The sequence below is a fragment of the Bradyrhizobium sp. AC87j1 genome (genome assembly GCF_002936975.1).
Classification (GTDB): domain Bacteria; phylum Pseudomonadota; class Alphaproteobacteria; order Rhizobiales; family Xanthobacteraceae; genus Bradyrhizobium; species Bradyrhizobium shewense.
Map to the genome: position 1 here is coordinate 76,570 of NZ_PTFE01000021.1, position 21,477 is coordinate 98,046.

The 21,477-nt window shown below is 65.9% G+C and carries 22 protein-coding genes and 1 riboswitch; of the genes, 9 read left to right on the top strand and 13 right to left on the bottom strand.

All coding sequences use genetic code 11. The features are described 5' to 3' along the window. Nucleotides 1–322: 322 nt before the first annotated feature. Nucleotides 323–985, bottom strand: a complete 663-nt coding sequence (gene metW, locus CV770_RS13895; RefSeq protein ID WP_091960292.1) for a methionine biosynthesis protein MetW — start codon at nucleotides 983–985, stop codon at nucleotides 323–325. Between the two features lie 2 nt (nucleotides 986–987). After that, a complete protein-coding gene (metX, locus tag CV770_RS13900; RefSeq protein ID WP_104462756.1) occupies nucleotides 988–2,187 on the bottom strand; it encodes a homoserine O-acetyltransferase MetX in 1,200 nt (399 codons plus the stop codon). Nucleotides 2,188–2,278: 91 nt separating this feature from the next. Beyond that, a riboswitch (SAM riboswitch) is annotated at nucleotides 2,279–2,358 on the bottom strand. A 157-nt stretch (nucleotides 2,359–2,515) separates the two neighbouring features. Here metX and CV770_RS13905 point away from each other — a divergent pair. From CV770_RS13905 to CV770_RS13915, 3 genes are read left to right on the top strand one after another with little or no spacing between them, the layout of a single operon-like run. Continuing rightward, complete coding sequence (locus CV770_RS13905) at nucleotides 2,516–3,364, top strand: chorismate mutase (protein WP_091960290.1); 849 nt, start codon at nucleotides 2,516–2,518, stop codon at nucleotides 3,362–3,364. Between the two features lie 36 nt (nucleotides 3,365–3,400). Beyond that, the gene (locus tag CV770_RS13910) at nucleotides 3,401–4,498 is read left to right on the top strand and encodes a pyridoxal phosphate-dependent aminotransferase (RefSeq protein ID WP_104462743.1); all 1,098 of its coding nucleotides are present in this window, start codon (nucleotides 3,401–3,403) and stop codon (nucleotides 4,496–4,498) included. Next, the gene (locus tag CV770_RS13915) at nucleotides 4,495–5,430 is read left to right on the top strand and encodes a prephenate/arogenate dehydrogenase family protein (protein WP_104462744.1); all 936 of its coding nucleotides are present in this window, start codon (nucleotides 4,495–4,497) and stop codon (nucleotides 5,428–5,430) included. Before CV770_RS13910 ends, CV770_RS13915 begins: the two co-directional genes overlap by 4 nt. Nucleotides 5,431–5,535: 105 nt before the next feature. Here the strand turns inward: CV770_RS13915 and CV770_RS13920 are convergent, their stop codons facing one another. Further along, nucleotides 5,536–6,720, bottom strand: coding sequence for a DUF2125 domain-containing protein (locus tag CV770_RS13920; protein ID WP_104462745.1), 1,185 nt, complete (start codon nucleotides 6,718–6,720; stop codon nucleotides 5,536–5,538). Between the two features lie 109 nt (nucleotides 6,721–6,829). On the opposite strand from CV770_RS13920, the gene CV770_RS13925 reads away from it, so the two are divergent. Further along, a complete protein-coding gene (locus tag CV770_RS13925; protein WP_201759842.1) occupies nucleotides 6,830–7,438 on the top strand; it encodes a gamma-glutamylcyclotransferase in 609 nt (202 codons plus the stop codon). On the opposite strand, the gene CV770_RS13930 is transcribed toward CV770_RS13925, so the two are convergent. From CV770_RS13930 to ftsE, 4 genes are all read right to left on the bottom strand, one after another. Then, nucleotides 7,435–8,208: a lysophospholipid acyltransferase family protein gene (locus CV770_RS13930; protein WP_091960278.1), complete on the bottom strand. Its 774-nt coding sequence runs from the start codon at nucleotides 8,206–8,208 to the stop codon at nucleotides 7,435–7,437. The two genes, CV770_RS13925 and CV770_RS13930, sit on opposite strands and share 4 nt — an antisense overlap. A gap of 23 nt (nucleotides 8,209–8,231) precedes the next feature. Beyond that, complete coding sequence (locus tag CV770_RS13935; protein WP_091960274.1) at nucleotides 8,232–8,936, bottom strand: YdcF family protein; 705 nt, start codon at nucleotides 8,934–8,936, stop codon at nucleotides 8,232–8,234. 218 nt (nucleotides 8,937–9,154) lie between these two features. After that, nucleotides 9,155–10,123, bottom strand: coding sequence for a cell division protein FtsX (locus CV770_RS13940; protein WP_028139935.1), 969 nt, complete (start codon nucleotides 10,121–10,123; stop codon nucleotides 9,155–9,157). Then, nucleotides 10,116–10,775, bottom strand: coding sequence for a cell division ATP-binding protein FtsE (gene ftsE / locus CV770_RS13945; RefSeq protein WP_020508614.1), 660 nt, complete (start codon nucleotides 10,773–10,775; stop codon nucleotides 10,116–10,118). Before ftsE ends, CV770_RS13940 begins: the two co-directional genes overlap by 8 nt. Nucleotides 10,776–10,948: 173 nt before the next feature. On the opposite strand from ftsE, the gene CV770_RS13950 reads away from it, so the two are divergent. Then, nucleotides 10,949–11,830, top strand: coding sequence for an MJ0042-type zinc finger domain-containing protein (locus CV770_RS13950; protein WP_104462747.1), 882 nt, complete (start codon nucleotides 10,949–10,951; stop codon nucleotides 11,828–11,830). Nucleotides 11,831–11,877: 47 nt separating this feature from the next. After that, nucleotides 11,878–12,252, top strand: a complete 375-nt coding sequence (locus tag CV770_RS13955) for a response regulator (protein ID WP_025033579.1) — start codon at nucleotides 11,878–11,880, stop codon at nucleotides 12,250–12,252. A gap of 152 nt (nucleotides 12,253–12,404) precedes the next feature. Here the strand turns inward: CV770_RS13955 and CV770_RS13960 are convergent, their stop codons facing one another. Further along, nucleotides 12,405–13,550: a DUF4175 family protein gene (locus CV770_RS13960; RefSeq protein ID WP_091960267.1), complete on the bottom strand. Its 1,146-nt coding sequence runs from the start codon at nucleotides 13,548–13,550 to the stop codon at nucleotides 12,405–12,407. Next, on the bottom strand, nucleotides 13,538–15,487 hold the full coding sequence (locus CV770_RS13965) for a TIGR02302 family protein (protein WP_104462748.1): 1,950 nt from the start codon (nucleotides 15,485–15,487) through the stop codon (nucleotides 13,538–13,540). Before CV770_RS13965 ends, CV770_RS13960 begins: the two co-directional genes overlap by 13 nt. 165 nt (nucleotides 15,488–15,652) lie before the next feature. Between CV770_RS13965 and CV770_RS13970 the strand changes: the two genes are divergently transcribed. Next, nucleotides 15,653–16,036: a carboxymuconolactone decarboxylase family protein gene (locus CV770_RS13970; RefSeq protein WP_018316258.1), complete on the top strand. Its 384-nt coding sequence runs from the start codon at nucleotides 15,653–15,655 to the stop codon at nucleotides 16,034–16,036. Nucleotides 16,037–16,269: 233 nt separating this feature from the next. Next, a complete protein-coding gene (locus CV770_RS13975; RefSeq protein ID WP_104462749.1) occupies nucleotides 16,270–17,178 on the top strand; it encodes an NAD(P)-dependent oxidoreductase in 909 nt (302 codons plus the stop codon). Between the two features lie 186 nt (nucleotides 17,179–17,364). Here the strand turns inward: CV770_RS13975 and lysA are convergent, their stop codons facing one another. The 3 genes from lysA to argH form a co-directional block, all read right to left on the bottom strand. Then, nucleotides 17,365–18,630 (bottom strand): diaminopimelate decarboxylase, encoded by a 1,266-nt coding sequence (gene lysA / locus CV770_RS13980; RefSeq protein ID WP_104462750.1) that lies wholly within the window; start codon nucleotides 18,628–18,630, stop codon nucleotides 17,365–17,367. A 23-nt stretch (nucleotides 18,631–18,653) separates the two neighbouring features. Beyond that, on the bottom strand, nucleotides 18,654–18,944 hold the full coding sequence (gene lptM / locus CV770_RS13985; protein WP_038948523.1) for an LPS translocon maturation chaperone LptM: 291 nt from the start codon (nucleotides 18,942–18,944) through the stop codon (nucleotides 18,654–18,656). Between the two features lie 94 nt (nucleotides 18,945–19,038). Further along, a complete protein-coding gene (argH, locus tag CV770_RS13990; protein ID WP_091960253.1) occupies nucleotides 19,039–20,436 on the bottom strand; it encodes an argininosuccinate lyase in 1,398 nt (465 codons plus the stop codon). A 101-nt stretch (nucleotides 20,437–20,537) separates the two neighbouring features. On the opposite strand from argH, the gene tlpA reads away from it, so the two are divergent. Next, the gene (gene tlpA / locus CV770_RS13995) at nucleotides 20,538–21,203 is read left to right on the top strand and encodes a thiol:disulfide interchange protein TlpA (RefSeq protein ID WP_104462751.1); all 666 of its coding nucleotides are present in this window, start codon (nucleotides 20,538–20,540) and stop codon (nucleotides 21,201–21,203) included. Nucleotides 21,204–21,209: 6 nt separating this feature from the next. Here tlpA and CV770_RS14000 read toward each other — a convergent pair whose 3' ends face one another. Beyond that, nucleotides 21,210–21,404 carry a hypothetical protein gene (locus CV770_RS14000; RefSeq protein WP_091960250.1) on the bottom strand — a complete coding sequence of 65 codons (195 nt, stop codon included), beginning with the start codon at nucleotides 21,402–21,404 and terminating at the stop codon, nucleotides 21,210–21,212. Nucleotides 21,405–21,477: the final 73 nt, after the last annotated feature.

The window sequence follows — 21,477 nt, forward strand, 5'->3', positions numbered from 1 at the left end:
TAGCCCGGATGGAGCGAAAGCGTAATCCGGGATTCTCAACGCGGCGCGACGTGCCCTGGATTGCGCTGCGCTTCATCCGGGCTACGGGGTCCGGTTAGGTTTGCACTATGAAACGCCCCGCGCTCTCAACTCCGTCACCCTGAGGTGGCCGCTTCTTCAGCGGCCCTCGAAGGGCGACGGCCACGCTCTCGCCACAGCGAGAAATGAGCACGCCGAAACACTCGGCCGCTCATCCTTCGAGGCTCCCGGCGCGATGCTTTGCATCGCGCCACTCGCGCCTCAGGATGACGGGTCAGACGGCAATGGCCGCAATGACAGGAAACTATTTCCCGCCGCCGCGGCTGAGCAGAAACACCGCCTGCTCGCCGAACATGTTCCACACCCACCAGGGCAGATTCAGCGGCACCGGGCGGCCGTAGAGATCGAGCGCGACCGAGCGCTCCATCTTGACGTTGATCTCGTCGCAGAGCTGCACGAAATCCTTGATGGTGCAGAAATGGATGTTGGCGGTGTCGTACCAGGTCGCCGGCAAATTCTCGGTGCGCGGCATGTGGCCGCCGACCAGGAGCTGGAGCCGCATCTTCCAGAAACCGAAATTCGGGAACGAGACGATGGCGCGTCGGCCGATGCGCAGCAGATTCTCCAGCACCACCCGCGGCTGCCGCGTCGCCTGCAGCGTCTGCGACAGGATCACGTAGTCGAAGGCGTCATCCGGATAATTGACGAGATCGGTGTCGGCATCACCCTGCACCACCGCAAGGCCCTTGGCGACGCAGCGGTTGACGCCCTCGCGCGACAGCTCGATGCCGCGGCCGTCGATGCCGCGGGTCTCCAGCAGCTGAAGCAGGTCGCCCTCGCCGCAGCCGACGTCGAGCACTTTCGAGCCCGGCTTGACCATCTCGGCGACCAGCAGATGATCGGCGCGAAACTGGCCGGACGATCCGGTCGCGACGCCGTTCAACGGCAGCACTTCCTGTACAGACATGACTAGCCGTCCCTGGTGAGCCCGCGCGCCTTGCCCGCCGATTGCAGGAAGGCGCGGGAGATGTCGAAGAATTCGGGCACGTCGAGCAGGAAGGCGTCGTGGCCGCGATCGGTCTCGATCTCGGCGAACGACACCCGCGCGCTCGACGCATTCAGCGCATGCACCAGCGCGCGCGATTCCGAGGTCGGAAACAGCCAGTCGCTGGTGAAGGAGACCACGCAGAAGCGGGTCGCAATTCCCGCGAACGCCTTTGCGAGCACGCCGCCATGGTCGGCGGCGATGTCGAAATAATCCATCGCGCGCGTCAGATAGAGATAGGAATTGGCATCGAAACGCTCGACGAAGGACGAGCCCTGGTAGCGTAGATAGGACTCGACCTGGAAGTCGGCGTCGAACGAGAAGGTCGGCAGCTCGCGGTCCTGCATGCGCCGGCCGAATTTTCGATGCAGCGCCGCGTCCGAGAGATAAGTGATGTGCGCCGCCATCCGCGCCACCGCGAGCCCGCGATGCGGATGGATGCCGTGATCGGCATAGCCGCCGCCGTGCCAGTCGGGATCGGCCATCACGGCCTGGCGGCCGAGCTCGTGGAAGGCGATGTTCTGCGCCGAGTGCCGCGTCGCGCAGGCAATCGCCAGCGCGGAGAACACGCGGCCCGGATAGGCGGCGGTCCATTGCAGCACCTGCATGCCGCCCATCGAGCCGCCGACCACCGCAAACAGCGTGCCGACGCCGAGCCGGTCGACCAGCATCGCCTGCGCACGCACCATATCCGGGATGGTGATGACGGGGAAATCCAGGCCCCAGACCTTGCCGGTAGCAGGATTGATCGACGCCGGCCCGGTCGAGCCCATGCAGCCGCCGATCACGTTGGAGCAGATGATGAAATAGTGCTTGGGATCAATCGGACGTCCAGGGCCGACCAGCGTCTCCCACCAACCGGGCTTGCCGGTGACGGGATGCACATTGGCGACATGCTGATCGCCGGTCAGCGCATGGCAGATCAGCACCGCGTTGGAGCGATCGGCGTTGAGCTCGCCATAGGTCTGGTAGGCGATCTGGAACGGGGTGAGATCGACGCCGCAATCGAGCCGCAGCGGCTGCTCGGCGCCGAAATGCGCGATCTGCGAGCTTGGATGATCCACCTCGTGCGACCGTTCGTCGGCGCTGATCGCAGGACTCGGTATCGACTTGACGCCACCCATCTGACCATCGACCTCGTTTGCGATCAAACGCGTGATCGCCACTTGCATCAGGCCATGAAAAACCCGGCCTGAACGATAGGTTCGGCCGGGATCGGAAGCGTCCCCGGCCTGTTTAGCGAGTTTTTTAACGTGGCTGCAAGCCGGCCGGCTCAAATGACCACGGAACGGGCAAAAGCTACCGTCTTGGGCGGTTTTCGTCAAGTCGCGGCCCGGATCGGGCCAATTCGTCTGCCACGCCGTCGGCGGAAAGCAGCGTCATTTCTCTTTGCTTTCGCGGCCCCGACTGCCTAATCAGGGCATCCCCCATCGAAACGATCGACAGCCAGACATGTCCCAACGTCCGCCCGCGCCACCATCGCTCCAGGAACTGCGCAAGGAGATCGACGCGATCGACGAGGGCATGCATCGCCTGCTGATGCAGCGCGGCGACATCATCGACCGCCTGATCCAGGTGAAGCAGACCCAGGAGGTCGGCTCGGCGTTCCGCCCCGCGCGCGAGGCCGCCATGATGCGCGAGATCGTGCAGCGCCATCGCGGCATCCTGCCGCTCGACACGGTCGAGAGCATCTGGCGCGTCATCATCTCGACGTTCACCTATGTGCAGGCGCCGTTCTCGGTGCATGCCGACATCTCGGCGAGCGAGCCGGCGATGCGCGATTCCGCGCGCTTCCATTTCGGCTTCACGGTGCCTTACGTCGCGCATTTCAGCGCGCAGGCCGCGGTCGAGGCGGTGGCGAAATCCAAGGGCGATCTGGCGCTGGTGTCGGCGACGTCGAGCCGCACGCCATGGTGGCTCTTGCTCGAAACGGAAGGCGCGCCGAAGATCATCGCGCGGATGCCCTTCGTCGAACGCGACGATCATCCGGCGGCACTGCCGGTGTTCGCAATTTCGCGCGTCGCCGACAGCGCCCTGGTGACTGAGGTCGAGACCTTCAGCGTCCGCGTCTCCGGCTGGAACGCCGAGGTCGCGCGCGCCCTGTCGCCGCTCGCCGAGATCGTGGCGGTGCCTGATACCGCCTTCGACGGCGCGGCGCTGCTTGTCTCGGTCACGAGCGCGACCAGCATCGACAAAATCAGAGCTGCCCTGATCGAGGCGGGGGCCTCGGTGCGCTCCACGGCCCTCGTCGGCAGCCACGCAACGCGCTATACGGTGCCCCCGACCGGGGCGAAATCGTAAATCGCGCGCCGCGCCCCGCCATTCTCGGAGTTCAAGATGTCCCGCCCCGTGCCGAATCCCGGCATTCTCGATATTGCGCCCTACACGCCCGGCAAGAGCCCGGTGGCGGAGCCGGGCCGCAAGGTGTTCAAGCTGTCGGCTAACGAGACGCCGTTCGGGCCCTCGCCCAAGGCAATCGAAGCCTTCAAGCACGTGGCGGACCACCTGGAAGACTATCCGGAAGGAACCTCGCGCGTGCTGCGCGAGGCGATCGGCCGCTCGTTCGGGCTCGACCCCAACCGCATCATCTGCGGCGCCGGCTCGGACGAGATCCTCAATCTGCTGGCGCACACCTATCTCAGCCACGGCGACGAGGCGATCTCCACCACGCACGGCTTCCTGGTCTACCCGATCGCGACCATGGCGGTGGGCGCCAAGAACGTCGTGGCTCAGGAGACCAACCTCACCTGCGACGTCGACGCCATCCTCAAGGCGGTGACGCCGAAGACAAAGCTGGTCTGGCTCGCCAATCCCAACAATCCGACCGGCACCTATGTGCCGTTCGACGAGGTCAAGCGCCTGCGCGCCGGCCTGCCCTCGCACGTGCTGCTGGTGCTCGATGCCGCCTATTGCGACTACGTCTCGCGCAACGACTACGAGATGGGGATCGAGCTGGTCGCCACCACCGAGAATACGGTGGTGACGCACACCTTCTCCAAGATCCACGGCCTCGCCGCGCTGCGCATCGGCTGGATGTTCGGCCCCGAGCACATCATCGACGCGGTCAACCGCATCCGCGGCCCGTTCAACGTGTCGACGCCGGCAATGTATGCCGCGGTCGCCGCGATCGAGGACACCGCGCACCAGGCGATCTCGAAGCAGTTCACCGAGACCTGGCGCAACTGGCTGACCGAGGAGATCGGCAGGCTCGGACTGAAGGTGACGCCGAGCGTCGCCAATTTCGTGCTGATCCACTTCCCGACCGACAAGGGCAAGACCGCTGACGATGCCGACGCCTTCCTGACCAAGCGGGGCCTCGTGCTGCGCGGCTTAAAGAATTACGGCCTGCCGCATTCGCTGCGCATGACCATCGGCACCGAGGAGGCCAACCGCCTCGTGGTCGACGGCTTGCGCGACTTCATGGCCGGCAAATGAGCAGCGCACCGCACTTCCAGCGCGTCGCGCTGATCGGCTTCGGCCTGATCGGCGGCTCGATCGCGCGCGCTGCGAAGCTCCAGGGCCTTGCGGGCGAGATCGTCACCACCGCGCGCTCGGAGAAGACCCGCGCGCGGGTGATGGAGCTCGGTATCGTCGACCAGGTCGTGGCGACCAATGCGGAAGCGGTGAAGGATGCCGATCTCATCATCCTCTGCATTCCCGTCGGCGCCTGCGGCGAGGTCGCGCAGGAGATCGCCGCGCATCTGAAGCCCGGCGCAATCATCTCCGACGTCGGCTCGGTCAAGGGCGCCATCGTCAGGGACATGGCGCCGCATCTGCCGAAGACCATTCATTTCGTGCCGGCGCACCCCGTGGCGGGCACCGAGCATTCGGGGCCGGATTCAGGTTTCGCCGAGCTCTTCATCAATCGCTGGTGCATTCTCACCCCGCCGGAAGGTGTCGATGCGGCCGCCACCGATCGCCTGCGCGCCTTCTGGGCGGCGATGGGCGCCAAGGTCGAGGTGATGACGCCGGATCATCACGATCTCGTGCTCGCGATCACCAGCCATCTGCCGCATCTGATCGCCTACACCATCGTCGGCACGGCCGACGAGCTGGCGCAGGTCACGGAGTCCGAGGTGATCAAGTTCTCCGCCGGCGGTTTCCGCGATTTCACCCGCATCGCGGCGTCCGATCCGACGATGTGGCGCGACGTCTTCCTCGCCAACAAGGAAGCCGTGCTGGAGATGCTCGGCACCTTCACCGAGGATCTCGCAAAACTCACCCGCGCGATCCGGCGCGGCGACGGCGAAGCGCTGTTCGACCATTTCACGCGCACCCGCGCCATCCGCCGCGGCATCGTCGAGATCGGCCAGGATTCGGCGGCCGCGGATTTCGGCCGGCAGCATGGTGCGCTGAAGAAGCCGTGAGTTCGTAGCCCGGATGGAGCGCAAGCGTAATCCGGGATTCTTGATCGCGGCTGGCACCGTCCCGGATTGCGCTTCGCTCCATCCGGGCTACGGCAGCTACGCCACCTAATACAGCGGCGGAATCTGGCCGACCTTGACCGGGCCGAGCAGCACGGCGCCGTCGACGAATTTCAGCGGGAAGCTGCGCGCCTTCTTGCCTTCCAGCGTGCTCTCGGTGCCGATCGAGTTGATGCCGGCGGCAACGCCGGCATTGGCGTTCTGCTTGATCACCTTGCCGAGGCCGGGAACGGCGCGATCGAGCGCGCCGAACAGATTGTTGAGGTCCTGCGACTTCATGCCGGGCGCGACGCGATCGAGAGTGGCCTGCGGCACGCCCTCCTCCAGCATCTTCTCGATGCCGAGCGCCGGGATCACGCGCTCGAGGCCCGTCACCGTCATCTGCAATTCGCCGTCGAGCCGGCCGCTGGCGGAGAGGCCGAGCGTGCCGGCCGCAACCGCGATCATCTCGCCCTGCTGGATCCGCGACTGCACGATCTCGATATGACCGCCGGCGGCCTGGATCTCGCGGAAGCGCTGCGGCCAGGGCTTTGGCGTCAGGTCGGACAGGCCCGTGATCTTGGCGCGCGTGTCCGCCTCGAACGGCTCGGCGAGCAGGGGGTGAACGCCCTGGATGCTGCCCTGCGCGACATGGAGCACGGTCTCGATCACGGGATGATCGGCCGGCGAGCCGTCCGCGAGGCGCCCGTGCAGCTCGACCTGCTTGGCGCGCGCGAGCGGCACCTGCATGCTGCCGTCGAGACGATTGATGTTGGGATCGTCGAACACGATGGAGGCGCGGTCCGGCACCGAGGGCAGGCCGACCACGCTGCTGCGGCCCTTGCTCCAGTTCACCACGAAGGTGTTTTGCGTGACGCCGTCGGTCAGTGTCGCCGGCGCGGAGAATTCCGCGATGACGAGCTTGGGATCGTACACCTGGGCAGCGACCAGGATGTTGTCGAGCTTGGCCGTGAACGGCGTCTTGCTCGCATTCTGCGAGACCAGGGCGACACTGGCGCCGGAGCACTGGACCTCGAAGCGGAACGGGAAGCCGGCGATCGAGCGCTTGGCGCAATCATAGATGCGGCCGGATTTGGCCTCCTGCGCCCGCCAGGCGTCTGCGGCCACTTCGGCCTGCGAGGCCGCGTAGAACCAGAAGCAGCTCCAGGCGACGGCGAGGATCAGGACGAGGAGGGGGGCAATGAAAAGGCCCCAACGGGAGCGGCGGCCTGCGGCAACGGTCATATTGGACATGCGGGACCCTTTGGCCCCAGATTTTGGCAAATGTAAGCGAGGCCAGCCCCCGACGAAAGGCGGAGAATTCGCTTCTTTTGGGGGCGCGGTTCTGGTAGCCGTGCCCGAAATGTCCGAAATCACCCTCCCCTCCGTCACGACAGCCACAGGCGACCTCTGGGTGTTCGGCTACGGCTCGCTGATGTGGCGACCGGGCTTCGATTTCGAGGAGCGCGTCCCGGCGCGGCTGATCGGCGAGCACCGGGCGCTCTGCGTCTATTCCTTCGTCCATCGCGGCACGCCGGAGAAGCCGGGCCTGGTGCTCGGGCTCGACCGCGGCGGCGCCTGCCGCGGCATCGCCTTCCGTGTCGCTGAAAAGAACCGTACTGAGGTCGTCGCCTATTTACGGGCGCGCGAGCAGGTTACCTCGGTCTATCGCGAGGTGATGCGCTCGGTGTGGCTGGAGAACGATGCGCGCCAGCGCGTCTCCGCGCTCGCCTATGTCGTCGACCGCGGCCATGTGCAATATGCCGGCCGCCTCTCGCTCGCCGAGCAGCATCGCCATGTCATCCAGGGCCACGGACAGTCCGGCGCCAATCGCGACTATGTCACCGCGACGGTGAAGGCGATCGAAGCCGAAGGCTTTCGCGACACCCAGCTGCATCAGCTTGCGACCATGCTGCATGGGGAGGCGCATTCCCTGCACGCGCCGGCTCCCGACGATCGAGAGAGCCGCTAGTTCTCCGACGGCGCGTAACTCGGCGAGGCGCCGATCAATTGCTCCTGCTCCTTGCGGCCGGCTTCGACGAGGCGGCTGGTTGCCTCTTCGATGGCCGTTTGCACACGGGAGAGAAACTCGTCTTTCGGCAGGCCTGATGGCAACGGATCGAGGAATTCCACCACGAGCGTGCCGGGATAGCGCATGAAGGTGCGGCGCGGCCAGAACAGGCCGGAGTTGAGCGCGATCGGCAGACACGGCACGCCGCAGGACGAATAGATCTGCGCAAAGCCGGTCTTGTAGTCGGGCGGCGCGCCCGGCGCGCGGCGCGTGCCTTCCGGAAAGATGACGAGCTGCCTGCCCGAGCGCACCGCCTCGCGCGCCCGCCGCGTCATGTCCAAGAGCGCCTTCACGCCGGCCTTGCGGTCGATCGCGATCATCCCGGTCTTGACCAGAAACTGGCCGAACACAGGGATCTGCATGAGCTGACGCTTGAGGATGAAGATCGGACGATTGAAGAAACCGGGCAGAACGAACGTCTCCCAGAACGACTGATGCTTCGCCACGATCACCAGCGGCCCCTGCGGGATGTTCTCGACACCGCGGAATTCGACCTTGATGTTGCAGACCACGCGCATCAGGACCAGCGTCGCCTTGGCCCACCATTGCGCGACCGTCAGCATGGCGCGCGGCGGCAATGCGAAGGTCGGCAGCGCCACGATCGCGAGGCAGACCAGCACGGCGTAGAACAGCACGTTGAACACGAGCGAGCGCAGGAAAATCAGGAACATCGACGATCCGATTAATTTGCCTGTCAATTGGCTTGGGCGGTGGCGGGCCGCTTTGGCTGATGACCTGCAGGCTGCTCCGACATCTCGGGCGAAAGGTCAATCCCGAAATCCTCCAGCCGCACCCTGAGCTCTGCCGCGACGTACTTGACATATTCCGACAGCAGCAGCCGCAAGGTGGACGCCGATGTCCACCACGGCTCCTCGCGCCATTTGTCGCCGACCACCGCGAACGGGATCAGCGTCGTCTGCGGCATCGCATGCGAGAATTCCACCAGGGCACGCGGCATGTGATAATTCGAGGTGACCACGATCAGCGACTTGAATCGGCGCCCCTCGGCCCAGCGCCGCGCCTCTGCCGCATTGCCGCGGGTCGAAAGCGCGGTACGGTCGAGATCGACGCAACAGGTCATGAAGGACTGGTTCTCCGGCAAGGTCCGGGAGATGTCGTTCGCCGTCGACGTCGGGTGCACGCCGGAGATCAGGAGCCGCCTGCCATAGCCGGCGGCGAGCAGCTCCATCGCGTCCGACACCCGCGAGGAGCCGCCGGTCAGGACCACGATGCCGTCTGCCTTGCGGCTTGGGGCGATCTCGGCGCCGCGCAATTGCGACAGGAACGCGATGAAGCCCGCCGCCGCGCCGACGAAGGCGAGCGCAATCGTCGACACCACGGCCGCGCGCAGCCAGCCGCGCGGCAGGTTCGGCGATCGATCGTCGGTCGGCGAGGTCATATGATGTCGGTGATCCCTTCCCTGGCTGATTTTAAAAGGTTTTGAGGCGAAGTGGAGTCCTGGGATGTGAAGAACACTCGGGCTGCGAGCTCGTCACCCTCTCCCCTTGAGGGGTATCTCTCCGCGAGCTCACCTCTCGCGATTCGAGTGCGCTGAGAGATACCGCTCATCCGGCGCTTCGCGCCACCTTCTCCCACAAGGGGAGAAGGAAAAAGACCTCAATCCACATCGTTCAACGTCGCAAACAGGGTCTGGCGTGAGGCCACCGCGGTGATGGCGCCGATCAGCACGGCCTGGGCCGCGAGCACGATGTAGCCGGACGGCCGCAGCGAGAAGGTGCCGAGCAGCGCGGCGAACTGGTCGCCGACGGGGGTACCGGAAAACCAGCCGGCGATCGACTCGGAGAAGCCGAACACCAGCATGGCGGCGCCGCCGCCGATCACGCCGCCCTCGAGGCCGAGCCTCAGGAAATGACGCAGGAAGTGATTGGCGATGTAGCGGTCGCCGGCGCCGACGAAATGCAGCACCTCGACGATCGGACGGTTCGCCGCCATGGCGCCACGGGTCGCGAACGAGACCGAGATGATGGTGGCGATGATGACCAGCGCGAGGATGCCGAGGCCGGCGAGCACGGTGGCGTTGGTCATCGAGCGCATCCGCTCGATCCAGGCGCGGTGATCATCGACGCTGGCACTTGGCGCGACCTGGGTCACGCGCGCGCGCAAGACGCCGAGATCGAGCAGCGTGCCGGGTTGCACACGCGCGATGATCATGCGCGGCACCGGCAGGTCGTCCATCGACAGCCCGGTGCCGAGCCAGGGCTCGAGCAGCTTGCCGCTCTCCTCCCGGGTGAACGGCTTGACCTCGACGACGCCGGCTTGCGCGCGCATCGCCTCCGTCACCGCCGCGGTGTCGCGTTCGAGATCGCGGCCGGCCTGCGGGCGAACCTGGATGGTGATTTCGCTGGCGACGTCCGACTGCCATTCCGCGGCGGAGGCGCTCACCAATAGCACCGTGCCCGTGGTCATCGATGCGAGGAAGGTCATGATGGCGACGACGGCGACCAGCGCGCGGCCCTGGATCGAGGCCCGCGGCACGATCGGCGACATGTTGCGCGCGTTGGCCGGAAGCTGCGGACGCTCCTGTCCGAGGTCGACCAACACGCCGCGCTCGTCGGTCCTACTCATAGACGTGCAACCGTCCCTGATGCAGCACCAGCCGCCGGGCCTCGTACTGGTCCATCAGGCCGATGTCGTGGGTGGCGATGATGACGGCGGTGCCTGATTTGTTGAGCTCGATGAAAAGCCGCAGCAGGCGGCGTCCGAGCGTCGGGTCGACGCTGCCGGTCGGCTCGTCCGCGAGCAGCAGTTGCGGCCGCGAGATCACGGCGCGCGCGATCGCCGCGCGCTGCTTCTCTCCGCCCGACAGGATCGGCGGCAGCGCGTCCATGCGGTCGCCGAGCCCAACCCAGCGCAGCAGGTCGATCACCTCCTTGCGGTAGCTCGACTCGCTGCGGCCCATGACGCGGAACGGCAGCGCCACGTTCTCATAGGTCGTCATGTGATCGAGCAGGCGGAAATCCTGGAGCACGATGCCGATGCGCTTGCGCAAATCGGCGATCTCGTCCTTGCCGAGACGCGAGATGTCGTGGCCGAACAGATTGACGAGTCCCCGCGTCGGCCGGTGCGACAGGAACAACAGGCGCAGCAGCGAGGTCTTGCCGGCACCCGAGGGGCCGGTGAGGAACTGGAACGAATGCGCCGGGATCTGGAAGCTGAGGTCGCGCAGGATCTCCGGCCCCAGACCGTAACGCAATCCGACATTTTCGAACCGAACCAAGCTCAGCTCCGTTCGAGAGGGGGCGCGGGTCGCACTGCTGCGCTCCGCCATACGCGACCAACGGGTTTTGCCGCCGTTATGGTTTCCGGTTCGTTAACGGTCGCGCTGTAGCATACATCGTAGCATCCTTGCCGCGCGGCTCTCCCCGACGCGGTCATCGTCAAGGCTCGTCCATGCATATCGTCTGCCCCCATTGTATGACATCCTACGCCATCAAGCTCGCGAGCCTTGGGGCGAACGGACGGGCGGTCCGCTGTTCCCGCTGCAAGGAGACCTGGATCGCCCATGCCGAGGATGCCATCGAGGAGGCATCCGTCCCGGCCATGGCCGCGGCCAGCCAGGCCGACGACCAGACCGACCTCGCCGAGCAGTGGAACTCTTATGCCAAGGACGACGGCGCCACGGACGCGCCTGTCGTCGACAGCCCCTCGATCGCCAGCGACTGGCCCGACGAAGAGGCTTCCAAGGAAACCGAGGACGAGTGGTCCGCGGCGGCCCGGGAAGCTGAGGAAGAGGTCGTCGGCGCGCAGCACCAGTCCTGGTTCCGCGGTCTGTTCCCTCGCCGCGGCGCGCGGGTGAGCCGTCCGGTCGCCACCGCGTCGCCCAAAAAATCTCATTTCGGCCTGCCGACCGCCTGCGCTGCCATGGGCGCGCTGGTGCTGGCGCTGGTGATCTGGCGCGGCGACATGGTACGGCTGCTGCCGCAGACCGCCGCTTTCTACAAGATGGTCGGGCTCGAGGTGAACCTGCGGGGCCTCGCCTTCAAGGACGTGAAGCTGTCCAGCGAGACCGTAGACGGTAAGCAGGTGCTGGTGATCGAGGGTGTGATCGTCGGCGAGGGAAAGAAGCCGCTCGACATTCCGCGGCTGCGCTTTGCCGTGCGCGACGGGCAAGGCGCGGAGATCTACGCGTGGAATACGGTGCTGGAGCAGACCGTGCTGCGGCCCGGCGAGCGCGCCTTCTTCCGCTCCCGCCTGGCCTCGCCGCCGCCCGAAGGCCGCAATATCGACGTTCGCTTCTTCAACCGGCGCGACATTGCCGGCGGCAGCGTATAATCGCGCCGCCCGGTACCGCTCGAGAGGTTGGTCCGAAAGTTGGTCCCATGCCGAAGATCCTGATCGCCGATGACGAAGATTCGATGCGCACGCTGGTGGCGCGCGCCATCGCCATGGACGGGCACGAAACGGTCACCGCGCAGGACGGCGCCGAGGCGCTGGAGATCCTGACCCGCGAGGACGGCGCCTTCGACCTGCTGCTCACCGACATCCAGATGCCCGTGATGGACGGCATCGCGCTGGCGCTCTCCGCCGCGCGCGATTTTCCCGATTTGACCATCTTGCTGATGACCGGCTTTGCCGACCAGCGCGAGCGCGCCTCGAACCTCAATGCGCTGGTGCACGACGTCGTGACAAAACCGTTCTCGGTCGCCGACATCCGCACCGCCGTGGCGGATGCGTTGGCGGCGAAGAAGGGGTGACGCGAAGCTGCCGTCCTACACTCCGCTGTCAAGCCCAGGCTTGACCGGGCATCCAGTATACCGCGGCGGATGCGGTGAGAGCGTGACCTCCAACGCAGGCCTCTGGAATACTGGATCGCCCGGTCTTCGCCGGGCGATGACACTGAGTGGTGTCAAAAATCCTTCAGCAGCCGCTCGATGTAATCGAGCTCGATCTGCGGACGCGAGCTGTCGCCGAGGCGGCGGCGGAGCTCTTCGAGGATGCGGCGGACGCGCTGGGCGTCGATCTCGCCCGGGATCTTGACGGTGTAGTCGTCGCTGAGATCGCGGCCGTGAAGCGGGCGCCCGAGCGGATCGGTCTGATTGCCGCCGCTCTGCTGACGGCCGGCCCGATTGCCGGGACCATCGCCCTGCCCGTCGCCATCGCCCTGCTGCATCGCCTCGGCCATCTTCTGCGCGCCCTTGCGCATCGCGTCGAGGGCCTTGCCCTGCGAGTCCACGGCGCCGTCGGCATTGCCTTCGCCCAGCTTCGAGCCGGCATCGCCCATGGCACCGTCGGCGGCATCGAGGCTGCCGTCATCATCGCCCTGGTCGCCGTCCTGATCGCCGCTCTGGCCCGGATCGCCCTGCTGGCCTTTCTGACCCTGCTGACCCTTCTGGCCTTTCTGTCCCTTCTGCGCGAGGCCGCGCTTGGCGAGCTCGTCCTGCAGCTTCTTCAGGCGGTCGCGCAGCGACTGCTGATCCTGCTGCAGGTCCGACATCGACTGGTCGCCCTGCTGCTTGCCACGCGAACGGTCCCGCCGGGAATCCTGGCCCTGCTTGAAAGTCTTGTCGCGCAATTGCTGCTGCTTGCGGATCATGTCGCTGAGCTCGTTGAGCGCCTGCTCCATCTCGCTCTCACCGGATTGCCCGGGCTGCGCCATCTGGAGATTTTCCATGATCTGCGCGAGCTGCTCGAGCATGCGCTGGGCCGCCTCTTTATTGCCCTCGCGCGCCGCCTTCTCGATCTGCCGCAGCAGGTCATCCAGATCGCGCTGCGTGATGACGGAACGATCGCGATTGGAAGACTGGCTTCTTTCCGTGGCGCGCTTGTACTCCTCGAGCTTCTGAATGGCGTCGGACTGGTTGCTCAGGCTCTTCCCGGATTCCTTCTGCCTGAGGCTGTCGCCGGATTCCTGCATCGCCTTTTCCGCGCTGTCGAGCAGCGCATCGGGATCCTGATCCAGCTGAGCCGCGGCCGGCGAGACGCCGCCCAACAGCATGGCGAGGCAGGCGATCGACATCGCCTTCAAGACTGGCACGGGTGCTAGCTTCCGCATTTCCGGTCCCGCGTAAACTGGTTGGTCCTGTCGTCCCCCGCCTTGTTGGCACGGTTGTTCGCCGATTTGCGATAGGCCTGAAGCTGCTCGCGCAAGACGTCCTGCTGCTGCGCCAGCTCTGCGAGCTGCTCGGGCGTCGCATGCTGGGTCTTTTGTCGCAGCTCGACTGCCTTGTCGAGGATGAGCTGGACCTCCGCGGGGAACGGCTGCCGGGCGCCGAGCGGATTCTGCTCGGCGCGGCGGGCGAGATCGCGCACCTTGCCGGCCATGGCCTCACGAAGCTTCTGCGTCAGGACCCTGAGCTCGTCCTCGCTGGCGCCGCGTTCCAGCGCCGCCTTGAGCGCATCCTGCGCCGAGCGCAGCGCGGCGTTGACGCTGCCGGCGACGCCGTCATCCTCGATGGTCGTCGCGAAGGCCCACATGCTCGCCACCACGTTGCGCAGCGCATCGTCGGTGCGGGCGGCCTCGAGCTGGCTCGCCAGACTCCGGAGGCCGAGATAACAGCCGGCATCCGGCGTAAACAATTCGGGTGCGATCATCAGCGCGTCGAGCGCGGTGTAGACGTCGGAATTCCTGTTGGCGTCGAGCGCGAGGATGCGGCGCTGCTCGATCAGCGCGCGCGCGAGCGAGTTGGTGAACAGGCGCTCGGGCAGGCGCATGTTGAAGGGTTCGCTCCTGGCCTCGTTGCCGGCCTCGTCCTTGGCGGTGAGCGTCAGCGTGACGTCGGCGCCGGCATAGGGGTCCTCGCTGAGATCCTTCACGGTCTGGCCGACGCCGTTGCGGGTGCGCGCGTTCGGCAGCACGAGCGGGAATTGCGGTGGCTGGAACAGCGGACGCGCCGCGGCCTTGCCGTCGGAATCCTTGCTGCCATCCTTGCTACCATCCTTGGCGTCGGCGGGGCGCAGGGCAATGTGCGCATCCGCGCCGGTCACGCCGTAATCGTCCTCGATCTTGTAGGAGAGCTGGAGCCCGCCGCGCGCCTGACGCTCGGGATCCTTGGCGAGCGCGATCGTCGGTGCACGGTCCGGCGTTGCCGCAAACGCCCATTGCGGCTGGCCGGAGGGCGCGCGGACATGCGCGGTGCCATCTGCGGTGATGGTGAAATGCTTCTCGTTGGTGCCCTTGGGCGCGGCCTCCGCGGGAGCGACCTCCTTGAGACCGCCGGAGACAACGACATCCAGACTGCCGCCGGAGGAGCGCACGATCAGGGTCGAGCCGGCGGGAACGGCGAGCGGGCCGGCGGCGGGCAGCGCCGCGGCCTCCTTGTTGGCGGCCGACAGGATGACCGGCGGCTTGCCGGTGTAGAGCGGCGGAGTGACCCAGGCATCGACGCGAACATTCGCCGGCGCCAGCACGCCGTTCCAGTCGAAGGCGGCTCCGAGCCGCATCGCGCGCTCGTCGCCGGCGGCGAAGAAGGTCGCGACCAGCATCACCATGACCAGCGCGCGCAGCGCCCAGGGATCATGCAGCGCGAGCCGCGGATGCGGCAGACCGGCGCGGATGCGCTTGAGCGAGGCCAGCGTACGCTCGCGCTGCGCCTGCCACAGCGCCTGTGCGACCGGGTCCTGCGAGGACAGCGTGTCCGTCAGCGTCGTGGCCGGGCGGTGACGGATGCCGGAGCCACGATCGAGCCGGCTGAGCGCCTCCTCGCGGCTCGGCCAGCGGAAGCGAATCAAGGGAAACAGGACGGCAATCGCGATGCCGGCGAAAACGACGAGACCGATGGCACGGGCAACGAACGGCAGCGCCAGCCAGAGGCCGGCCCAGGACACCACCAGGAACAGGCCGACGACGGTCAGAAGCCGCGCCAAATTCGGCCAGGCACGCTCCCACGCGATGGCATAAATGGCCCGATCGAGGGCCTGCGCCAGCTTCAGCCGCGACAGAGCATCGCTGTTGCGGATCGGGTCTGACGGGTCGGGGGTGACGCCGTTCAATCAACTCTCCAGGTTGCCCGGTAGAGAAGCCTATCACAACGGCAGCACTGAGGCATCCGTTCCGGTACGGGAGACACCCCTTTTCCCGCATAACACGAGGACGTGACTGGCCCGCGGCAACCCCGTAATTTCCGCGCCGCCCCGAGGGAGATGAGAGGAAACGCCATGGACAAGAAGATGCACGACAAGGGCCTGGAAGTCCGCAAAGCGGTGCTGGGCGAGGCCTATGTCAACAACGCCCTGAAGAACGTCGACGATTTCAACCGCCCGTTCCAGGAGATGCTGAACGAATATTGCTGGGGCACGGTGTGGGGCCGCGAGGAGCTGCCGCGCAAGACCCGCAGCATGCTCAACATCGCCATGATCGCGATCCTCAACCGCCAGCACGAATTTCGCGCGCATCTGAAGGGCGCGCTCACCAATGGCGTCAGCCGCGAGGAGATCCGCGAGATCCTGATGCAGGTCGCGATCTATGGCGGCATGCCCGCCGCAGTCGACAGCTTCCGCATCGCGCGCGAGGTGTTTGCGGAGATCGACGGCAAGGCGTGAGATGTCGTCAAAATCTCCGCTGTCGTCCCGGGGCGCGCGTAGCGCGAACCCGGGACCCATAACCACAGGCAGCTGTGGTTAGCGGGACTCGGAGTGACCGCTTCCGCGCAACGACTCCGCCCTGGGATTATGGCTCCCGGGCTCATCGCTTCGCGATGCCCCGGGACGACGAGCGGAGAATGATCGCCGCTTCACGTTCAACCACCAACGAATAACAACCACAAGGAAACACCATGGACATCGGATTCATCGGGCTCGGAAACATGGGTTTCCCGATGGCGCGGCGGCTGATCGAGGCGGGACACAAGCTCGTCGTGTTCGACACGCGCAAGGAGATCACGGACAAGCTCGTAGCACTCGGCGCTAAGCCAGCGACATCGCCGAAGGACGTCGCCGATCAGGTCGAGACCGTGATGGCAAGCCTGCCCTCGCTGCAAGCCTCGCTCGAAGTCGCAACGGGAGCGAACGGCGTCATCGAGGGCAGCCGCGCAAAGCGCTTCATCGACCTCTCCACCGTCGGCTCGGCGATGGCCGTGAAGATTCACGACCTGCTCGCCAAGCGCAACATCGTGCAGATCGACTGCCCCGTCTCCGGCGGCGTCGGCGGCGCCGAGAAGGGCACGCTGGCGGTAATGGTCTCCGGACCGAGAGCGGAATTCGAGCTGCTCAAGCCCGCGCTCGACGTGATCGGAAAAGTGTTCTTCATCGGCGAGAAGCCCGGCGCGGCGCAGACCATGAAGCTCGCCAACAATTTCCTGTCGGCCACCGCGATCGTGGCGACGTCGGAAGCGGTCGTGATGGGCGTGAAAGCCGGGCTTGATCCCGCCGTCATGATCGACGTCATCAATGCCGGATCCGGCATGAACACCGCGAGCCGCGACAAGTTTCCACGCTCGGTGCTGCCGCGCAGCTTCGATTTCGGCTTCGCCACGGGACTGATGGTGAAGGACGTGCGGCTTGCGCTGGAGGAGATGAAGCAGCTCGGCCTGTCGATGGAGGTCGCGGACGCAGTCGGGCGGTTGTGGGAGACCGTGATCAGCGCAGAAGGCGCCGAGTCCGATTTCACCGCGGCGATTAAGCCGATCGAGAAGAAGGCGGGGGTGGTGGTCGGCGAAGCCAAGGGCCGATTGGCGGGGAAGTAGCGATCCCGCACTCCGTTCGTCGTCCGGGGCGCGCGCAGCGCGAACCCGGGACCCATAACCCCAGGGAGAAGTTTGGCGAAGACTCGGAGTAACCAGCTTCGTGTCATAACCACTTCCTGTGGTTATGGGTCCCCGCGTACGCGGGGACGACACGTGTGAAGCGCGCTTGTGCCGCCCCTTACCGTCTCACAGCCACGGCGCCGGCGTGTCCATCGCGATCAGCTGCTCGACCTCCACGCGCGGACGGACCACGGCGTACTGATCGTCCTTCACCAGCACCTCGGGCACCAGCGGCCGCGTGTTGTAGGTGCCGGCCTGCACCGCGCCATAGGCGCCCGCGGTCATGATGGCGATGAGATCGCCGGGCGCGGGCGTCGGCAGCGTGCGGTCGAGCGCGAGATAGTCGCCCGTCTCGCAGACCGGGCCGACGACATCGGCCATGATGGTGGCGGCGCCCTTGGCGGGCTGCGTCACCGGGAGGATGTCGTGATGTGCCTCGTACAGCGTCGGGCGGATCAGGTCGTTCATGGCGGCGTCGATGATGACGAAATTCTTGCCGTCGCCGTGCTTCACATAGATCACCTTGGCGACGAGGATGCCGGCATTGCCGACGATCATGCGGCCCGGCTCGAACATCAGCGTACAGCCGAGATTGTGGCTGACGCGCTTGACCATGGCGGCATAGGCCGCCGGCGCCGGCGGCGCCTCGCGGTCCATGTAATAGGGAATGCCGAGGCCGCCGCCGAAATCGACATGGGAGATGTTGTGGCCGTCGGCGCGCAGCGTCTGCACGAACTCGGAGAGGATGCGGAAGGCGGTCTCCATGCCGGAGAGGTCGGTGATCTGGCTGCCGATGTGCACGTCGGTGCCTGTTACCTCGATGCCCGGGAGTTTCGCGGCGCGGGCATAGACCTCTCGCGCATGCACGATCGGGATGCCGAACTTGTTCTCGGACTTGCCGGTGGAAATCTTGGCGTGGGTGCCGGCGTCGACATCGGGATTGACGCGGAGCGAGATGCGCGCGGTCTTGCCCGTCTCGGTCGCAAGCCGCGACAGCAGCTCGAGCTCGGGCTCGGATTCGACGTTGAGGCAGAGGATGTCGGCGGCGAGCGCGGCGCGCAGCTCTTGTTCAGTCTTGCCGACACCGGAGAACAGGATCTTGTTCGGCGGAATGCCGGCGGCCAGCGCGCGCTTCAACTCGCCGCCCGAGACCACGTCGGCGCCGGCGCCCAGCTTGGCCAGCGTGCGCAGCACCGACTGGTTGGAGTTCGCCTTCATGGCGTAGCAGACCAGCACCTTCTCGCCGGCGAAGGCCTCGGTGAAGACGCGATAGTGCCGCTCGAGCGTCGCGGTCGAATAGCAATAGAACGGCGTGCCGACGGTCGCGGCCAGCTCGGACAGGTTCACCGCCTCGGCGTGCAGCACGCCGTTGCGATAGTCGAAATGGTTCATGACGCAGGCTCGGTTGTCCCGGCTTATTTCTTGCCGGGAGGTTCGTCCAGGAGCGGATCGAGAATGAACGGTTTCTTCCTGCCCTTGGCCGCGGCGGGCGCGGCATCCGCACCGTAGGTAGGATTGAACACGCTCGGCGTCCTCTGGGCCTCAGTCTCGGTGTCGGTTGGCGCAGCACCGTTGGCCGTGGGCGCGTTGGCGGTCGGCGGCAGATCCAGCGGACCCTTGCGGCCGCAGCCGGCAAGCGCAAGCGCCGTCAGGCTCAAGACAATGATGGCCCACCCCGAGCCGGCCGGGCGAAACTTTGACGTCACGACGAAATCCCCACTACGCGGGGCGCACCATACAGAGATTGGCGCGCTCTGGCGAGAGCCGGATGACCATGAAACATAAGCGAAATTTTGCCCCTCAGCCCAATTTTCGCTCTTTTTCCAGCCGCTTCGCCCAGGCCTTGGCCTGCGACGCTACGTTCTTCGGCGCGGTGCCGCCGAAGCTGGTGCGGCTCTTCACCGACGATTCGACCGAGAGCACGCCGAGCACGTCCTTGGTGATTTTTGGCTCGATCGCCTGCATCTCCTTGAGCGGCAGCTCGTGCAGCGCGACGCCGCCCTCGGCGGCCTTGGCGACGATGCGCCCGGTGACGTGATGGGCGTCGCGGAACGGCATTTTCAGCGTCCGCACCAGCCAGTCGGCAAGGTCGGTCGCAGTGGAATAGCCCTCGCCTGCAGCAAGCTTCATCTTGGCTTCATCAGGCACGAGGTCGCGGACCATGCCGGTCATGGCGCGGATCGCCAGCGACAGCGCGGCAAAACCCTCCATGGCGCCCTGCTTGTCCTCCTGCATGTCCTTTTGATAGGCGAGCGGCAGGCCCTTCATCACGATCAACAGACCGTTGAGCGCACCGATGACGCGCCCGGTCTTGGCACGCACCAGCTCGGCGGCATCCGGATTGCGCTTCTGCGGCATGATGGAGGAGCCGGTGGTGAACTTGTCGCTGAGCCGGATCATGCCGACCAGCGGCGAGGTCCAGATCACGATCTCCTCGGCAAAGCGCGACATGTGCACGGCGCAGATCGAGGCGGCCGACAGCGTCTCCAGCACGAAGTCGCGGTCGGAGACGGCGTCGAGCGAGTTCGCCATCGGGCGGTCGAAGAGAAGCGCCTTCGCGGTGGCGTGACGGTCGATCGGGAACGAGGTGCCGGCCAGCGCGGCGGCGCCGAGCGGGGATTCATTCAGCCGCTTGCGCGCATCCTGGAAACGGCCGCGATCGCGCGCGGCCATCTCGACATAGGCGAGCAGATGATGGCCGAAGGTCACGGGCTGCGCGGTCTGCAGATGGGTGAAGCCGGGCATCACGGTGGCGGCATGCTCCAGCGCGCGATTGACCAGCGCGGCCTGGAACGCGGCGAGCGCGGCGTCGGTCTCGTCGAGAACATCACGGACATAGAGACGGAAATCGGTCGCGACCTGGTCGTTGCGCGAGCGCGCGGTGTGCAGGCGGCCGGCGGCGGGGCCGATCAGCTCGGACAAGCGGCTCTCGACATTCATATGGATGTCCTCGAGCGCGCGCTTGAACTCGAAGTCGCCCTTGCCGATCTCTGACAAAATCGTGTCTAGACCCTTGCCGATATTTTTCGCATCAGAGCCCGTGATGATGCCCTTCGCGGCAAGCATCGCAGCGTGGGCCTTGGACGCGGCAATGTCCTGGGCGAAGAGGTGACGATCGACGTCGATGGAGACGTTGATCTCTTCCATGATCTCGTCGGGACGTTCCGAGAACCGGCCGCCCCACATCTTGTTGCTCATGATCCCCTGCTCACGCCTTGATTTGCCGCACGTTTGCTGGCCGCCGCCAGCCGTATTAAGAGGCCCCTGATAGCCATATCTGCGACCGGATGACAAACGATATGCTCGACAAGACGCCCTCCGCCACGCGCCGGGTCCCCCTCGTCATCGCCACCGTGGCGGTCGGAGGGGTGGCCGGCTTCGCCGCGCTGTACGGACTGGGCCTGAGCCGGGCCCCATCAGGCGATCCGGCCTGCCGGGCTGCCGTGGCCACGGCGCAAAAAATAGCTCCACTGGCCCATGGCGAGCTGGCGGCGCTGACCATGGCGAGCGCGCCTCTCAAGCTGCCTGACCTCACCTTCGAGGGCGCCGACGGCAAGCCGAAAAAGCTGTCCGATTTCCGCGGCAAGACGCTGCTGGTGAACCTCTGGGCCACCTGGTGCGTGCCGTGCCGGAAGGAAATGCCGGCGCTGGACGAGCTCCAGGGCAAGCTGTCGGGCCCGAATTTCGAGGTGGTGGCGATCAATATCGACACCCGCGACCCCGAGAAGCCGAAAACCTTCCTGAAGGAGGCCAATCTGACCAGACTCAGCTATTTCAGCGATCAGAAAGCCAAGGTTTTTCAGGATCTTAAGGCTATCGGCCGAGCCTTGGGCATGCCGACCTCGGTGCTGGTCGATCCGCAAGGCTGCGAGATCGCTACGATCGCGGGACCAGCGGAATGGGCGAGCGAGGACGCGCTCAAGCTGATCCGGGCGGCGACGGGCAAGGCCGCCGCGGCGCTCTAGGGATTTTTAGGCGGTGACGTTGAGATTGCCGCCGACGCCGGCACCGACATTGGCCAGCGAAGGCTGCCCGGCACCCATCAGCGTCAGGACGGTGGATTTTTCCATATCCATGTTCTGCTTGGTCAGCGTCGCCGAGATATTCGACTGCAGCGCGCCTTGCTGAGCGGCCAGCATCGTGCTGACCATTGCCATCATGTCCATTACGCGAACCCTCTTACCGGCTGCAGCCTAGGCGCGAGGGGTTAATAGGACATGAATTGTCACGGATCTCGTA

Bases quoted from the DNA above. Each gene is read 5' to 3' on its own strand.
- metW (WP_091960292.1), bottom strand. From the start codon at position 985: ATGTCTGTACAGGAAGTGCTGCCGTTGAACGGCGTCGCGACCGGATCG.
- metX (WP_104462756.1), bottom strand. From the start codon at position 2,187: ATGGGTGGCGTCAAGTCGATACCGAGTCCTGCGATCAGCGCCGACGAA.
- CV770_RS13905 (WP_091960290.1), top strand. From the start codon at position 2,516: ATGTCCCAACGTCCGCCCGCGCCACCATCGCTCCAGGAACTGCGCAAG.
- CV770_RS13910 (WP_104462743.1), top strand. From the start codon at position 3,401: ATGTCCCGCCCCGTGCCGAATCCCGGCATTCTCGATATTGCGCCCTAC.
- CV770_RS13915 (WP_104462744.1), top strand. From the start codon at position 4,495: ATGAGCAGCGCACCGCACTTCCAGCGCGTCGCGCTGATCGGCTTCGGC.
- CV770_RS13920 (WP_104462745.1), bottom strand. From the start codon at position 6,720: ATGTCCAATATGACCGTTGCCGCAGGCCGCCGCTCCCGTTGGGGCCTT.
- CV770_RS13925 (WP_201759842.1), top strand. From the start codon at position 6,830: ATGTCCGAAATCACCCTCCCCTCCGTCACGACAGCCACAGGCGACCTC.
- CV770_RS13930 (WP_091960278.1), bottom strand. From the start codon at position 8,208: ATGTTCCTGATTTTCCTGCGCTCGCTCGTGTTCAACGTGCTGTTCTAC.
- CV770_RS13935 (WP_091960274.1), bottom strand. From the start codon at position 8,936: ATGACCTCGCCGACCGACGATCGATCGCCGAACCTGCCGCGCGGCTGG.
- CV770_RS13940 (WP_028139935.1), bottom strand. From the start codon at position 10,123: ATGAGTAGGACCGACGAGCGCGGCGTGTTGGTCGACCTCGGACAGGAG.
- CV770_RS13950 (WP_104462747.1), top strand. From the start codon at position 10,949: ATGCATATCGTCTGCCCCCATTGTATGACATCCTACGCCATCAAGCTC.
- CV770_RS13955 (WP_025033579.1), top strand. From the start codon at position 11,878: ATGCCGAAGATCCTGATCGCCGATGACGAAGATTCGATGCGCACGCTG.
- CV770_RS13960 (WP_091960267.1), bottom strand. From the start codon at position 13,550: ATGCGGAAGCTAGCACCCGTGCCAGTCTTGAAGGCGATGTCGATCGCC.
- CV770_RS13970 (WP_018316258.1), top strand. From the start codon at position 15,653: ATGGACAAGAAGATGCACGACAAGGGCCTGGAAGTCCGCAAAGCGGTG.
- CV770_RS13975 (WP_104462749.1), top strand. From the start codon at position 16,270: ATGGACATCGGATTCATCGGGCTCGGAAACATGGGTTTCCCGATGGCG.
- lysA (WP_104462750.1), bottom strand. From the start codon at position 18,630: ATGAACCATTTCGACTATCGCAACGGCGTGCTGCACGCCGAGGCGGTG.
- argH (WP_091960253.1), bottom strand. From the start codon at position 20,436: ATGAGCAACAAGATGTGGGGCGGCCGGTTCTCGGAACGTCCCGACGAG.
- tlpA (WP_104462751.1), top strand. From the start codon at position 20,538: ATGCTCGACAAGACGCCCTCCGCCACGCGCCGGGTCCCCCTCGTCATC.
- CV770_RS14000 (WP_091960250.1), bottom strand. From the start codon at position 21,404: ATGGACATGATGGCAATGGTCAGCACGATGCTGGCCGCTCAGCAAGGC.